The following is a 14,934-nucleotide window of genomic DNA, read 5'->3' as shown; positions in this document are numbered from 1 at the left end:
AATTGGTGCTCACAGCGTTTATCAGGATAAATAAAAACTCTATTCAGCAAAAACTGCACGCTTTCTGCCAAATAGAGTCTTAAATTATGATAGATTTTTTAAAATGGCAGCAGCTGTTTCTTTATCATCGAAATGGGTGGTTTGGTCGCCGACGATTTGGTATGTCTCATGTCCTTTTCCGGCAATAAGTACAATATCTTTTGGCTGAGCCATTTTTATAGCTGTTTCAATAGCAGCTTTACGATCAACATTACATTGATATTTGCTATCACCTATCCCTTCCGCTATCTGTGCTACTATTTTTGATGGTTCTTCTGTTCTTGGATTATCTGAAGTAATTACTACATAATCACTGAAAGCACCTGCAATGCTTCCCATTATTGGCCGTTTATCAGGATCACGATCCCCGCCACAGCCAAACACGGTAATAACACGCCCTTCGGCAAATTCCTTTAAGGTGGTCAATACATTTTGTAAAGCATCTGGTGTATGCGCGTAATCAACAAGTACCGAAAAAGGCTGGCCGGCATCAACTGATTCCATTCTTCCTTGAACACTATCTAATTGTTTCAAGCTGTCCCGAATACTTTCCAGAGGGATACCTTCCAGTAGAGCTGCTGTAATGGCAGCTAGTGTATTATAAATATTAAAACGGCCAATCAGCTTTAATTGAATATCTATTTCTCCCTTGAAGGTTTCTGCTTTAAAGGAAATACCGCCGGCTCCCATAGTAATATTTTTTGCAGAAACATCTGCTTTATTATCAATACCATAGGTTATGACTTCAGCTGATGTTATCTTGCTAAAATATGCAGAGGCAGACTCATCAGCATTTAACACGGCATAAGATTTATTTTTACCCGAGCTGTTATTCCCTAATCTGGAAAACAAGAGTCCCTTTGCTGCTTTGTATTTCTCAAAATCTTTATGATAATCTAAGTGATCCTGGGTTAGGTTTGTAAATATACCAATTTTAAAATGACATCCTATCACTCTGCCCATATCCAGTCCCTGGGAGCTTACTTCCATCACACAGCAGTCTACTCCCTGGTCAGCCATTTCTCTTAAGTTTTTCTGTAAAGCAGGCGGTTCATGCGTATTAATTTGGACAGGATTTAATTTATCCTTGATTTTCACTCCGTTATTCCCCATCAATCCCATATTTAATTTATGATTAGAAAATATCGTATCTATTATGTAAGATGTTGTTGTTTTGCCGTTTGTTCCTGTAACCCCATAGAGTTTAAGCTGGCTGGAGGGATAATTATAAAAATGAGTGGCCATTACTGCCATTGCATACCTGGCATCCTTCACCTGAATTTTGGTAACACCCGGATAGTTATCCACCTCTTTTTCAACAACAATTGCCGCTGCTCCAGCTGAAACAGCTTCCTCAATATAATCATGCCTGTCTGTTAAAAAGCCATCAATGCCTGGTACACAAATAAAAATATTTCCTTTTTCTATTTTTCTGGAATCCATTTGAATACCGGTGACAGGAATATCTGTGCTGCCTTCCGTTTCTTTTATTGCCAGTAAATGAACCAGTTCTTTTAAGTTCACCTGTTCATCCTCCTCTTACATTTAAATCCTATAATAATATTAATATTTTTTGGTATGTACTGATATAATTAGCTAGTATAAATATATATAATAATGCTATCTATTATACTATAAATAAAAAAGGGAAGGAAAATCTGACCATGGAGAAGGAATTCGTAGGCACATGCACTTTATGCGGGAAAAGCGTTTACTGTCATAACGGCTTTTTAGAAGGTGTTGTACAGGAGAATCATACACTGGTCTGCTTTGCGTGCCAGAATAAAACGGAAGAGGATAAGTCTTTATAGGTGGGCTCCATTTATAAATAACTTTTTTCACTTTTATAAATGGAGCCTATTATTTGGTTTTATTATTTCATTTATGGCATTACCAGGATAAAGAAGCATTAGCCCAAGATTTAATTCATTCTATCTTAGAAGATTTAACGACATCTTTTCGTTTTCCCTACAAAAATAAAAAGTAGCTGACGGTTGATAGTTTATCCACTTCAAATGTGATTATTTTTTATCACATATTGAATAATATGGCTTTCTACCAGTTGTGGAAGGATTCAGAAGGTATCCCCGGATTCCAGTCACAATTTATCAATACACTTATTCAGCTGCATAAAAATGATATCTCTAACTACGCAAACCAAAAAACCGATATGGATAATGAATTATTCATCACTTATCGGGCCTATGGTGTTTGGGGGTTAATTATAAATTGGATAAAAAGTGATTTTCAGACACCAGTGGAGGATATGACAAATCAATTAATTAAAATTTTGAATTATCATCCAGCTTCTAAATACAAATTAAATAATTATTAGCTAAGCATTTGTTCAGAATTTTTTTATTTACATTCTAAAACAAAAAACTGGCTCAAGAAAATGTTTGCCTACTCAAAAGTTAACCATAACTCTTCAAATAGACTCTCTTCTTAAACCAGTCTCACCAGTATTATTATTTAATTCGCAAGCTCATCCATTGGACCAAAGAATTCGAAATGAATATCATTATCGGCAACATTTAATTTTCTTAAATGTCCATTTATTGCACTCATAAATCCTTTAGGGCCGCACATGTAAAAGGATGCATCCGTAGTTGGAATAACGGTTTTTAACCAATCGTAATCAATAAAACCTTGTTTATCACAAACATCCGCATTAGGATTATCCTCATAAACCGCATAATGCGTTACTTGCTTATTTGCTTCTGCAATAGAAGCTACATTGTCTTTCATTGCATGATACGCCCTAGATCTAGCAGCATGGATGAAGATAACCTTTCTTTCAGGCTGTTCTTTTACGACAGCTTCCAGCATACTTACTAATGGGGTTAAGCCGACTCCTCCACTAATTAACACTAATGGTTTTTGTTCTGTTTCATTCAATACAAAGTCTCCAGACGGCGAAGTGATGGAAACAACGGATCCTTCTTGTACCTGATTGTGTAAATAATTCGATACAATGCCTTCAGGGTTGTGTTCATTCTCCCGCTTCACACTGATTCGTAAAAAATTCTGGCCGGGAGCCGCTGATAAACTATACTGGCGCAAATGATCATAAGGTTCACCATCAATTTGTGCTTTTATGGTGATATATTGTCCCGGCTGATAAGATGGAATTTCTCCATTATCAGCAGGTTTTAGATAAAAGGATGTGATGACTTCACTTTCCGGGATTTTCTCTGCGACAGTGAAGTCACGAAATCCAACCCAGTCTCCAGGTGCATTTTGTTTTTCATCATACATTTCTTTTTCAACGCTGATAAAAACATCTGCAATCACACCGTAAGCTTTTCCCCATGCCTCGATAATCTCATCTGTAGCAGCATCTCCAAGCACTTCCTTAATCGCAATTAACAGATACTTCCCAACGATAGGATATTGTTCTGGCTTGATATTTAAGCTCGTATGTTTATGCGCTATTTGTTTCACATTAGGCAGGATATTCTCCAAATGCTCGATATTTGCTGCCGCTGCATATACAGCCCCGGCTAATGCTTTTGATTGTGCCCCTTTCCGCTGATTCGTCTGATTAAAAACATTCTTTAATTCTGGTTCATTCTCTAACATAATTTTATAAAAATGTTTTGTAATAGCTTCCCCGTGCTCCTGTAATACGGGAACTGTTGATTTAATAATTTCAATTGTTTTTTGATCTAACCCTGCTTCAGTGCTCATTTAAAAACCGCTCCTTTATTATATAGTGCTTCTATCATTAAAAGATGTATTTCGAATACATCTTTTATTCTATTCCTGTTAAAATGTGAATTCAATGTGTCTAAAGCAAATTTATGTTACAATTATGTGAAATAATTAACAAACGGAGAGATACTATGAACTTAAAAAAATATACAGACTTCTCCTTACGCGTTTTGATTTTTACAGGGTTAAAGGAAGAGAACGAACTTTCAACAATCAAAGAAGTATCCGACGTATATTCCATCTCACCAGAGCACCTGAGAAAGGTTGTCCATGATTTAACGAAAAGAGGATTACTGACATCAGTACGAGGCAGAAATGGCGGTTTCCGTCTTGCTAAGCCTGCTTCTGACATAAATATTGGATTATTAATCCGCTCACTGGAGAGTGATTTTAATTTACTCGAATGCTTTGATAAAGAGACAAATCATTGTGTAATTTCACCAGGCTGCTCCCTGAAGCATGTTTTAAACAAGGCATTATTTCAATTTTTTAAAGTGCTGGAGGAGTATACGCTGGAAGATTTGATACAGAATGAGGAAGAACTGAAGGAACTGATGGGGATGAAAAGTTAATACAGGCAGATGCTCCTGCAATTTATCATGATGTTATTTATAAGACAGTGATACAAGAACATCTCTTTAAAGCAATTATTTATTTTCAGGAATGTGCTTTATTCTTGTTTAAGTCTTCCCCGTCCTCTATTTTTACAAATGCGTGGACCATCTCGCTGAATTTCTTCTTCTCCTCAATATACGGAAAATGGTTGCTGTAAGAATAAGCATATAATCTGGAATTAGCCAGCTTCATCGCGATTTCCTCTGAAAACACATATGGACACTGCGCATCATGTACACCGCAGTATACAAATACAGGTACTTTTACACCTGGCAATTCCTGCGTAATGTCGTACTCTGGTAACTCCGTATATGAATAATAATCCAGCCTGCTTCCTATGGTTTTCCCGCTGCTCGGCTTTTGGAAATATTCTTCTCTTTTCTCTGGATAATATAAGGACATATCTGACCATTCCTTATTCGCCTGTTGTCGCTCGGCCTTATTCGTTGACGTTTTTAAGATGTTAAGAATTTCTAATAAACGTTTATTATGAGGAGACTCCTTACAGTAAATACTCTCCGGGTGCTTCATATACTGCTTCGATGCAGCTGCTCCGCCTACAATTACTTTTGTTAAAGAATCCGGTTTTAAAATCGCATATTTCAATCCCAGCATGCCGCCAGTTGAATGTCCGGCAAAAGCCCATTTTTCATAACCTAGAGCTTCCCGGATTGCTTCCAAATCATACACTGATTCCGCCATGCTTAATTGGTATTCTTCCTCTGCTTCACAGGAATTTCCGGCTTCTCTTAAATTTACGAGAATCACCGAGAAATAGTCGGTAAACTCACTGGAAAAATAGTCCCCCAGCTCATTGAACGCACTGTATAAATGTGTTGAACATAAAGGTTCTCCTTCTCCTTTACGAAAAATTTCGAAATTTCCCCTTGCTGTTTTCACAATTTCTTGTTCCCACATTTTAAAACCTCCCTTATTTGAATTTTAACATAATTATTCAAATCGCAAGTATATTACCATGGAAAAATTTGGTTCGTTCTTCTATAAAACAAAAATCACAGAAACCAAATCCTGCCTACTAAACTTACCTTTGATTTTTTGCGGTTTATTTTAATACATTTTCAAGCTGACTATTAATCCATTTTTACCATCAGCTTCATTGTTACTCCTTTTTTTCAAATGCTTCATTAATTTAAACTAACTCATAAAATCTTCTATTCTACTTAAAAAACCTTATACAGGATTATCTTTCCTGTATAAGGTCGAGTTAATTTCTATATAGAACTATTCTACAGCCTCTGCCTCTACTTCTGCATTTCGATCATAGGCACCTTGCTTGATTTCTAACCATTCCTGATAACCTAAACGATCCAATTCGGCAAGGTAGTCCTCCCACTCCTCATCTGCTTTACCATTGGTAATCCACTCAGACTTCTTGCGTTCCACATATGGGAATAAATCATTTTCAATATCACTAAGCTGCTTTAATTCGTCTAAAGACATAAATACTTTTGGGTAAATATTATCATTATTCATGTAAGGCACTAATGTTTCATGCAGCTGATCCAATCTCCATGCTGCATCATCTGGCATCGTCGTTACATTCCCATAATAACTATCCAAAACAGCTAACGGTCCGCCAATAGATGTCTCTTCACGCAGTTCTACCGGTGCTGTACCTTCCAACGGTAAATGTTTCAACATACCTTCATTCTCATCATATTCAAAGATATTTTGCTTCTCTTCATCTCCATAAGTTCCCCAGTTATCCTGTACGGATTGCAGCGGATCATACAGCTGGTCAATCCACTTAGCTGTCAGCTCTAAATTCTCATTTGCAGATGTAATAACCATACGTGAACGGTCAAATCCCATTCCATTGGATCGGGCGACATGCTTACGTCCATCAGGTCCTTCTAACGGAGGAAGCATTGCATAATCTTCGGTGCCGGAAATATTTGCCATATCCCACGTAAAGTATAAACCGTAACGTCCTTCCTGTCCTTTAGCTAAGTACGTATTCCATTCCTGCTCAAAGGCTTCTACATCAATCAAATCTAATTCATATAATTCATTTAAATAGTTAATAGCATCTTTATAACCGTCCTGCGCAGAGGTGAACAAGACTTCATCTTCATTGGTAACAACGGTATGATCCCAGTTCTCTCCTTCACCAAATGGTGAGAATAAGAAGGATACATCTTCCCCGCCATTGCTGATCATAAACGATAATGGAATCGTTTGACCATCTCCAGCCATATCATTCTCCTTGAAAGCAATCAATGCCTCTTTTAACTCTTCTGTCGTTGAAGGCATTTCTAAGCCCAGTTCATCTAACCACTTTACATTAATCCATCCTGTAGCGTCTAAAGAATGGATACTTTCTTTGCCAGATCCTAATTCCTCAATCCACGGAAAAGCATAGATATGGCCGTCTGGTGCTGTCATCATAGCACGATATTCCGGTGCTTCTTCTAACACAGCCTGCAGATTCGGCATATACTGATCAATTAAATCCTCTACAGGAATAATTGCTTCATCAGAGGCTAAATCCAATAATTCATAATCACTATAATGTGTATTCATGATAGCATCTGGTAAGTCACCACTTGCGACTGCCAGGTTACGCTGCTCAGTAAAGGATTCGCCCGAGAAACTCTTCCAGTCAATATGAACCCCTGTCTGTTCTTCTAAACGTTGCAGGATTAACTTATCATTAGGGTCTTCCGGCGCCATTGGCGAGCTTTCTGTAATAAACTTCAAGCTGATATCCTCTTCCTCTATCGGAAAGGTGATGTCACTTAATTCATAATCCTCTGACGATGCTTGATCACTTTTCCCGCAGCCCGCCATGAGTAGCAGACCTGCAAACATAGCTGCCGCTAAATAACGATATAAACCTTTCATACTTTTATCCCTCACTTTTTTATATTATTTTAATGATCCGACCATAACACCTTTTTCAAAGTACTTTTGGAAGAATGGATACATTATCATCAATGGTAAACTTGCTATTACAATTGCCGAGTATTTAATCATTTCTGCCAGACGCTGCAATTCTGCTCTTGCCATCTGGTCTCCAATCATCCCCGGCTGCACTTCATTTTGTATCAAAATATCACGTAAGATTAACTGCAATGGATACAGGCTTCGATCTTCCAAATAAATCATTGCGTCAAAATAGGCATTCCATTGGCCAATGAAAGAGTACAGGGCTAGTACAAAGATAATCGGTTTCGATAACGGCAGAATAATGCTTAAAAATATTCTCGCATCGGAAGCCCCGTCAATCATTGCAGCTTCTATCAGTCCCTTTGGTAATCCTCTAAAATACGTTCTTGCCAAGATAATATTCCAAACAGTAATTGCGCCTGGCAAGATAATTGCCCACGGTGTATTGAGCATCCCCAGTTCTCTTACTAACAGATAAGTTGGTACCATCCCGCCGTTAAAAAACATCGTAATAATGAAATAGAGCATAAGGGCTTTCTTACCAACTAAGCCATCAACAGATAAAGAATAGCCTGCCATAATCGTAAAGATGACGGATACCAATGTAAAACCAGTCGCATAGAGAATAGAATTTAAAAAGCCTCTCATAATTGTGCCATCCTGAAAAATACGGACATAGCCATCTATTGTCCAATGACTGGGATTAAAAGAGATTCCTTTTGTCAGTAATACATCAGGCTGCAGGAAGGAACCCAGCAGAACATACAAAAGAGGGACAGTTACGATTAGTACAATCAGACCTAACATAATTTTGTTAAGAAATAAGATAAATTTATCAGACTTAGAATTATTAATTAATTTATTATCCATGAAACTGCCTCCTCTCTAATACAATGTTTCTCCATTTACTTTTTTCACAATAAAGTTAACGGTAACTAATAAGACTAGACTTATAATTGAATTAAATAATCCCATCGCCGCACCAAAAGACCAGTCTGCTGCTTGCAGCCCCCGCTTGTAAACGTACGTATCAATAATCTCTGAAGCCGGTATGTTCATAGAAGTTTGGAGTAAGTAAGCCTTTTCAAAACCAATCGCCATAATTCCTCCAACCGCTAATATAAACAACACAGTCATCGTCGGCTTCAATGCCTGTAGATCAATATGTCGGATTCTCTGCAACAATGTTGCACCATCCATTGTGGCTGCATCATGCAGCTGCGGATCCACATTGGAAAGTGCTGCCACATAAATAATGGAAGCAAATCCTGCCCCTTGCCAAATACCTGAAGCAATGAAAATCGTTCGAAAATATCCTGGTTCAGACATAAATGAAATTGGCTGATCAAATACCAAACCGAGAATGGTATTTAGAGGACCTGCCGGGGATAAGAAAATAAAAATCATTCCCGCAATAACTACCACTGAGATAAAATGTGGTGCATAAATGATTAATTGAATATTTTTTTTCACTCTCGCCTTTCTCAATTGATTCAGCATCAGTGCCAGAATAATTGGAACTGGAAACCCTAGTAAAAGGTCAAAGGCACTCAATTTAATAGTGTTCATAAAAATTTGCTGAAAGTTAGGAGATTCTAAGAAGTTACGAAAATGCTCAAATCCTACCCATTCGCTCTCCCACACCCCTTTTATAGGGCTGAAATCTTTAAAAGCAATGGTTACTCCATACATTGGAACATAATTAAAAATAAAAACTAACACAATAGCTGGTAACAAAAACAAATAAAGAATATAATTTTTTCGGATATATGCCAGCGCACCGCTTTTCTTTTTCTTTACTGGCGGTGTGTTGCCGTATAATGTATCTGACTTTGATGTTGCCATCTAAACCCTCCCTTGCTTAAGCTCTACTCTTTGCTGTAATCTTCTCGTAATCTAAATATAGCAAAGTTTGTATGCGTTTTATTTCAATATTTTAGGGCGATGAATTATAAAATTTTCGGTTCATAATTTCGATTCCGAAATATTACTCTGAGGAAAAAAAAGGATAATCACAGGCTGACAAGAAATTAAAAACCTGTGGAGTAAAAGTGTTCCTTTACTTCACAGGTTTATCTAATTATGTGGATTCATGTAAAACTTGCTTCTTAGGAAATGATAATGAGGCAATCTTCATCATCACAAAACTCATAAAGCTGGCGCCGATTACAAAAACTAATGCTGGAACGAGTATATATAAGTAGATAACCGCCGCAACAAAAGCTGCTAACATAATTGTTTGTAAAGGACGGGCAATCGTTAATATACAAGCATATCGGAAATATTCATTCCACTTCAGGTCAAAGTGAACATATACCGGAAAGATATAAAGCATTGCTACCAGATAAAATATACCAATGATAAGAATAAGATTAAAGAGCAGCACCTGCATACTTTCCTGACTGATATTCTGTACAATACGAAAATCTATTAACAGGAATAAACCGATAAAAGAAACGATATATCCGAGTATATTAGATGTCTTAAATGAGGCTTTAAAATGAGTAATAAACTCCGGAAATACCGCTGCATCTTCATCTTCAAGAATCATTTTCCTTACAACGGCAAACAGAGCTGCTGTTGCCGGAAAGATACCAAGAACAATGCCTCCCAATAAAGTAAATGCTGCCCATAATAGATTTAAATATATTAAATTGAAGCCAAGCGTACCCATCCGCATATACCATCTTTTTTCAATCATATTGTGCTCTGCTCCTTTTTTATTACAGATTAACAGCCAGTAAAGGCCCAATTTATCCTATAGGGAAGAAATCTCTTTATAATCACTGTATCAAAAAAGCAAGGCTCTCGATTGTAATATTTTTGGAATAGATATTATAAAATCTTTGGCTTAGAGTCAAAAAAATTAATCGGCTTGTCTCAGACGCTGATTAATAGCTTCTACCGCTTCCTCCACAGAAGCTTCTACATCCTTATTCGCCAGGCCAACATCTTCAAATAATTTTTTTATCGCTATACTTATATCAGGATAGACCGGTGTAACCGGACGATTTCTGGAATAAGAATATGCTTGCTCTGCAAAGATGTTATAAGGGTAGGTATTAAATTCAGGAAGATCTTCGGCTACTGAATAACGTGCTGGAACCTCTCCCGTGATAGAGCTATATTTCTTCATAGGCTCATAGCTCGTTACATAGCGGATAAATTCCCATGCCTCCTCAGGATGACTGGTAGTGGAAAGTATGCCAAGCGCCCAACTTCCATTCGGAACAACCTGATATTTTGATTTTGGAAGCGGGGCAACTCCAAAGTCCTCTCCCAGCTTCAATCCATTTTTCTCTAAATCCGTTATTGCCCACGCGCCAAGTACCGTCATTACTAATTGGCCCTCCTCAAAAGCATTCGCTGGAAACTCCCTGACAGCCACTTTATCTTTATGGTATAAATCCTGATAAAATTGCAAAGCCTCCATCGTTTCTGCTGAATCTAAGTATCCGCTGGCTGTTGTTGCATCAGGACTAATCACTTCCCCGCCAAATTGCCAGATAATCGGAAGTTTGAAATAAGCAGGCGCCTCGCCACTCCCAAATCCTTGGGCTGGATCGATACCGTAAATTCCTTCTTCCGGTCTCTGAACTGCTTTCAATAACGTAACAATTTCTTCCCATGTCATCGGGTTAGCAGGATTGCTATCCGGAAAGGGAAGATTTGCTTCTTCCAATAGATTCATATTGTAGTACAGGGCGATACTCGATTCGATTAATGGCATCAGATATAATTGATCATTGTAAGTTAATCCTTGGGTAATTGTCTCCGGGAAATCTTCCTCCAGTCTGTCTTCCTCTGTTAAATATTCATTTAACGGCATCAGGAGGTCTGCCTCCGCATATAGAGCTAAATAAGGACTGTCAATTGCCATTATATCCGGTCCCGTACCAGTAACTAGTTCTGTCCGCAGCTCTACTTCATAATTGGCATACTCTATATTTTGCATGGTGACATGAATATGAGGATGGGATTGGTGAAAATCTTCCAGAATCTCGTTATAAGCCTTGTTTTCTGCTGCATTTCCGTAATTACGCCAAAATGTTAATTCAACAACGTCCTCCATCTCTTCTTTCTGCTCAGAGTCTTCCTTTTCATCTTGTATAGACAAAGGTTGTACCAATATAATCAAGTAACCAATGACAATACTGACTAATATCACAAATAAGCTGTAATAAATTATTCTTCTTCTCATGATACAACACCCTTTTATACCGGATCGAATGACTTTCGATAATTAGCTGGAGTTTCGTTTACATGCTTTTTAAAGACGATACTAAAATAAGCAGAGCTGGAAAACCCGACAAGATTAGCTACATCAATTATTTTTAAGTGCGGGTCTTTTAAGAATTTCTTTGCCTCCTTCACCCGGACTTCAGTTAAATATTCACTAAAGTTTTTGCCGATTTGTACTTTAAAAATCTCTGACAAATAAGCGCTGTTAATATGAAAAAGCTCAGACAAAATGGTCAGCGAAATATCATTCCCGTAATACTGATCAATATAACGGCGGACCCCGTCAACAATCTGTTTCCCATCCGTTGTTCTTGTATCATGAATTTGGGCAACAATTAATTTAGCAAGCTCAGTAAGATAAGCGATGACCTTGCTCTGGTCATTTAATTGCCAAATGACTTGCTGGCATTCCCAAATCAATCGCTGTGCATTGTTGTTCTCAACATTATATTTTTTGGCAATGGAACCGAGACAAAACAAAATCCGGTTCGCAACAATCGAAGAAGACAGTACCGATTGAGTTGTTGTTTCACCCAGCAGAGATTCCAGCTCTTTGTGAAATCTGGACATATCCATCTGTTCAATTGCATTAATAATATGCTTCTCCAGGTCTGGTGAAAAATCCATCAGCTCTTCTCTTCTGACATGCTCATCAATTACCTGTGAATGATGGTTTAACTGATTCTGACTCCATGAGAGCAAACTGGAAATATAGCCTGTCTTCAATTCCGACAAGCCATTGACAGGATTTCCGATTCCAATCACGGTCTCTAGCTTCAAAAGTTTTTTTATCTGATGCTGAATCGTTTTCGTTAATTGGGTAGGATGATTATCAAAATTCTGATCTAATATGATAAGAAAGTGCATCATATTTGTATAACCCAGATCATAAAAGGCGAACATGCCCGGTCTTGGTTCGACTAATTCTTTGCACAGCATTTGAAAAGCCATTCGTAATTCGTTCACCCGATTCGCCTGACCACTAAAGTCTCTCACTCCAACACTGATAAATTGTACCTTTAAGTCCTCCTTAAGCAGCATATCCAGCTTCAGTTGTTCAAGTCTCTCTTTTACCAGGCTATATTGAAACCACTCTTCCTTGACCAGCGACAGCAGATATTGTTCTTGTACCTCCTGAAACTGTGTCCGTGCCTGCCGCTTAACACGATCCAGTTCAAGCTGCCTCAAGCGATCGTGGTCAATTTCATTCTTCATTTGCCTTAATACCTCTGCCAATTCAACTGGATCCACCGGTTTTAGCAGATAATCCCTTACCCCTTTTTTCATCAGACTTTTCACATATTCAAAATCGGAATAACCAGACAGTACGATTACTTTAGTATTTGGATATTTTTCCCGGCAATGTCTTGCCAGCTCTATTCCATCCATGATCGGCATCCGGATATCGGTCATCACCAAGTCTACCTTTTCTTCCTCCAGTTTTGTCAATGCTCCTCCCCCATTCGCAGCCTCTGCTACAATATGGAACCCTAATTCCTCCCAATCCACTTTCCATCGTAAACCCTTGCGAATTTGGATTTCATCATCAACGATTAAGACGTTCCTCATCCATCATCTTCCCTTCTTCTGCTATTTGCAGGATGATTATCGTACCTTTGTTTAATTCTGTCTCAATTCGATAATTGAATCGATCTCCATAATATAAATGCAAGCGATCCAACACATTCTTAAGTCCGATACTGTTGCCACTACTCTCCAGAGTATCTGCCTGACTACTCATTGATAAACTTTGAATTACTTCATCCGGTATCCCGACACCGTCATCTGCAATCTGCAATGTTAACTGGTTATCTTGATATTTGGACTTTATTTCCACACTAGCATGTTCTTTAGAAATCAAACTATATTTCACTGCATTTTCCACTAATGGCTGAATAATAAATTTAATAATCGGAAATTCCTTTGCTTGCGGATCTTCCTCAATTGTTATTTGAAGGTCCCCTTCATAACGAAGCTCAAGAATTTTGGCATAGTTACGGATATATTGTATCTCCTCTGTCAATGTTACCAGGTCTGATTTTGTGTTTAAGGCATAGCGAAGCATCTTTCCTAAATAAACACTTACATTTACCACCTCTTTGTTCTTTCCCTGGGCTGCTAAGCCGCCAATAATTTCAAGGGTATTATTAAGAAAATGAGGGTTAATTTGCAATAACAAAGCCTTATATTCAGCATTACGCCTCCGAATATTGGTTTTATATTCACTATCAATCAGCTGTTTTAAACGAACCACTGTCTGATCAAATACTTCTACTAAATAGCGGATTTCATTATTCTCTGACCGGATTGTCGGTATAATCTTCTGCGCCTTTTTAAAGTCCCCTTTCTCCAAATAATGCATTGCCTTCATCAATCCCCGTAAAGGATCTGTAATCGAAGATGAGAAAAGAAAGGAAGCAATAATAGTAATTAAAAACAAACCTGCACTTAGTAACAACAGGCTTTTCTGTAATTGATTGGAATGAGAAAATAAATCATCCTCCGTTACTTCACTAATCAAAATCCAATCCCCTACGGATAATTGCTGATAAAACAATAAATAGGTTTCCTGTTCATTTTCTATTTCAAGCAATCCCTGATCCTCTTCCTTATGTGCAATCTGTTTCAAAGACTCTTCAATAATAGACTGAGGGGTATCGACCTCCTCTGTTAAAACATTTTCACCTTGGGAATCTATAATAAATGCATAGCCATGTTCACCTATTTTAATTTTATCCAGGGAATTTTCTATCATTTCTGTTGAAAAATTCACCTTGATAACCCCGCTATCCTGAAGGGTATTTAAATCAACTAAAGGGATAAGATGGCTGTTAATAGGCATTTCTCGCATTAATGCTGATTGCTGGTTTGTATCTATGTGAGAATGGGTAAAAGTCTGATCATTTTCCATAAAATCCTGATACCATTCCGTTTTATCCAGTTCCGGATAGTCACCCCAAATTCCTTCCCCATCATGTGTAAAAATGGAAACAGAAATATTATTAGAATTATTGACCATCATGGAACTGAGCATGGCATTAAGCTCATTTCTCACCATTAATCTGGCCGTTTCCAATGTTTCATCATCATTATTTTTGCTATTCTCCACCCGCAGCCAATCCTGTGTAATAGAATTCGCTAATACCTGCTGTCCCACGTCAGTCGCCTGCATCGTAACGGAGTCAATATAGAGAGAGAATTGATCCATCATACCAATTGTCAGCTCTTGCGTTTGTTCCTTTATATAATTTGTAAATAAACTTGGCATAATTAGAGACAAGATTAAAAAAGGAATAGTTAATACACAGGAAAAAACAAGAAATAATTTATTTCGCAACGACAAAAACATATCAAATCCTCCATAACAAGTCTCTAAGCTGCCAATCCGCTTTCTCATTATATCATCATGAAAAA

13 protein-coding genes are annotated in these 14,934 nt (G+C 37.7%); 3 read left to right on the top strand and 10 right to left on the bottom strand.

Going from position 1 to position 14,934, the window contains the following annotated elements:
- Nucleotides 1-84 precede the first annotated feature (84 nt).
- Entirely contained in the window at nt 85-1,563 is a 1,479-nt protein-coding gene (locus MKY30_RS09145) for a UDP-N-acetylmuramoyl-L-alanyl-D-glutamate--2,6-diaminopimelate ligase (protein WP_077604818.1), read from the bottom strand.
- Between the two features lie 140 nt (nt 1,564-1,703).
- Here MKY30_RS09145 and MKY30_RS09140 point away from each other — a divergent pair, with 140 nt between their 5' ends.
- Both MKY30_RS09140 and MKY30_RS09135 read left to right on the top strand, forming a co-directional pair.
- On the top strand, nt 1,704-1,850 hold the full coding sequence (locus MKY30_RS09140; protein ID WP_341083602.1) for a hypothetical protein: 147 nt from the start codon (nt 1,704-1,706) through the stop codon (nt 1,848-1,850).
- 206 nt (nt 1,851-2,056) lie between these two features.
- On the top strand, nt 2,057-2,374 hold the full coding sequence (locus MKY30_RS09135; RefSeq protein ID WP_260051773.1) for a TetR-like C-terminal domain-containing protein: 318 nt from the start codon (nt 2,057-2,059) through the stop codon (nt 2,372-2,374).
- A gap of 137 nt (nt 2,375-2,511) precedes the next feature.
- Here the strand turns inward: MKY30_RS09135 and hmpA are convergent, their stop codons facing one another.
- Nucleotides 2,512-3,729, bottom strand: a complete 1,218-nt coding sequence (hmpA, locus tag MKY30_RS09130; protein ID WP_077604820.1) for an NO-inducible flavohemoprotein — start codon at nt 3,727-3,729, stop codon at nt 2,512-2,514.
- 155 nt (nt 3,730-3,884) lie between these two features.
- Between hmpA and MKY30_RS09125 the strand changes: the two genes are divergently transcribed.
- Nucleotides 3,885-4,325 (top strand): RrF2 family transcriptional regulator, encoded by a 441-nt coding sequence (locus tag MKY30_RS09125; RefSeq protein WP_077604821.1) that lies wholly within the window; start codon nt 3,885-3,887, stop codon nt 4,323-4,325.
- 85 nt (nt 4,326-4,410) lie between these two features.
- Here MKY30_RS09125 and MKY30_RS09120 read toward each other — a convergent pair whose 3' ends face one another.
- The 8 genes from MKY30_RS09120 to MKY30_RS09085 all read right to left on the bottom strand — a co-directional run bounded on the left by MKY30_RS09120 (nt 4,411) and on the right by MKY30_RS09085 (nt 14,869).
- Complete coding sequence (locus MKY30_RS09120; protein ID WP_341083595.1) at nt 4,411-5,286, bottom strand: alpha/beta fold hydrolase; 876 nt, start codon at nt 5,284-5,286, stop codon at nt 4,411-4,413.
- Between the two features lie 324 nt (nt 5,287-5,610).
- A complete protein-coding gene (locus MKY30_RS09115; RefSeq protein ID WP_147209113.1) occupies nt 5,611-7,233 on the bottom strand; it encodes an extracellular solute-binding protein in 1,623 nt (540 codons plus the stop codon).
- 24 nt (nt 7,234-7,257) lie between these two features.
- Complete coding sequence (locus MKY30_RS09110; protein WP_147209112.1) at nt 7,258-8,148, bottom strand: carbohydrate ABC transporter permease; 891 nt, start codon at nt 8,146-8,148, stop codon at nt 7,258-7,260.
- A 15-nt stretch (nt 8,149-8,163) separates the two neighbouring features.
- Complete coding sequence (locus MKY30_RS09105) at nt 8,164-9,123, bottom strand: ABC transporter permease subunit (protein WP_156985855.1); 960 nt, start codon at nt 9,121-9,123, stop codon at nt 8,164-8,166.
- Between the two features lie 235 nt (nt 9,124-9,358).
- Complete coding sequence (locus tag MKY30_RS09100; RefSeq protein WP_339284387.1) at nt 9,359-9,979, bottom strand: YesL family protein; 621 nt, start codon at nt 9,977-9,979, stop codon at nt 9,359-9,361.
- A 165-nt stretch (nt 9,980-10,144) separates the two neighbouring features.
- Complete coding sequence (locus MKY30_RS09095; protein ID WP_339284385.1) at nt 10,145-11,479, bottom strand: ABC transporter substrate-binding protein; 1,335 nt, start codon at nt 11,477-11,479, stop codon at nt 10,145-10,147.
- A gap of 14 nt (nt 11,480-11,493) precedes the next feature.
- On the bottom strand, nt 11,494-13,089 hold the full coding sequence (locus tag MKY30_RS09090) for a response regulator (RefSeq protein ID WP_341083593.1): 1,596 nt from the start codon (nt 13,087-13,089) through the stop codon (nt 11,494-11,496).
- Complete coding sequence (locus MKY30_RS09085; protein ID WP_339284382.1) at nt 13,067-14,869, bottom strand: cache domain-containing sensor histidine kinase; 1,803 nt, start codon at nt 14,867-14,869, stop codon at nt 13,067-13,069. The genes MKY30_RS09090 and MKY30_RS09085 overlap by 23 nt, the downstream gene beginning before the upstream one ends.
- Between the last annotated feature and the right edge of the window lie 65 nt (nt 14,870-14,934).

The sequence above is a fragment of the Oceanobacillus sp. FSL W8-0428 genome (assembly GCF_038004405.1).
Taxonomy (GTDB): Bacteria; Bacillota; Bacilli; order Bacillales; family Amphibacillaceae; genus Oceanobacillus; species Oceanobacillus sojae.
The sequence above is the reverse complement of the archived record's forward strand: the minus strand, read 5'-3'. Positions and strand labels throughout refer to the sequence as shown.

Coding starts and splice junctions, on each gene's coding strand:
- MKY30_RS09095 (WP_339284385.1), bottom strand. CDS start 11,479: ATGAGAAGAAGAATAATTTATTACAGCTTATTTGTGATATTAGTCAGT.
- MKY30_RS09110 (WP_147209112.1), bottom strand. CDS start 8,148: ATGGATAATAAATTAATTAATAATTCTAAGTCTGATAAATTTATCTTA.
- MKY30_RS09085 (WP_339284382.1), bottom strand. CDS start 14,869: ATGTTTTTGTCGTTGCGAAATAAATTATTTCTTGTTTTTTCCTGTGTA.
- MKY30_RS09115 (WP_147209113.1), bottom strand. CDS start 7,233: ATGAAAGGTTTATATCGTTATTTAGCGGCAGCTATGTTTGCAGGTCTG.
- MKY30_RS09100 (WP_339284387.1), bottom strand. CDS start 9,979: ATGATTGAAAAAAGATGGTATATGCGGATGGGTACGCTTGGCTTCAAT.
- MKY30_RS09105 (WP_156985855.1), bottom strand. CDS start 9,123: ATGGCAACATCAAAGTCAGATACATTATACGGCAACACACCGCCAGTA.
- MKY30_RS09140 (WP_341083602.1), top strand. CDS start 1,704: ATGGAGAAGGAATTCGTAGGCACATGCACTTTATGCGGGAAAAGCGTT.
- MKY30_RS09090 (WP_341083593.1), bottom strand. CDS start 13,089: ATGAGGAACGTCTTAATCGTTGATGATGAAATCCAAATTCGCAAGGGT.
- MKY30_RS09120 (WP_341083595.1), bottom strand. CDS start 5,286: ATGTGGGAACAAGAAATTGTGAAAACAGCAAGGGGAAATTTCGAAATT.
- hmpA (WP_077604820.1), bottom strand. CDS start 3,729: ATGAGCACTGAAGCAGGGTTAGATCAAAAAACAATTGAAATTATTAAA.
- MKY30_RS09125 (WP_077604821.1), top strand. CDS start 3,885: ATGAACTTAAAAAAATATACAGACTTCTCCTTACGCGTTTTGATTTTT.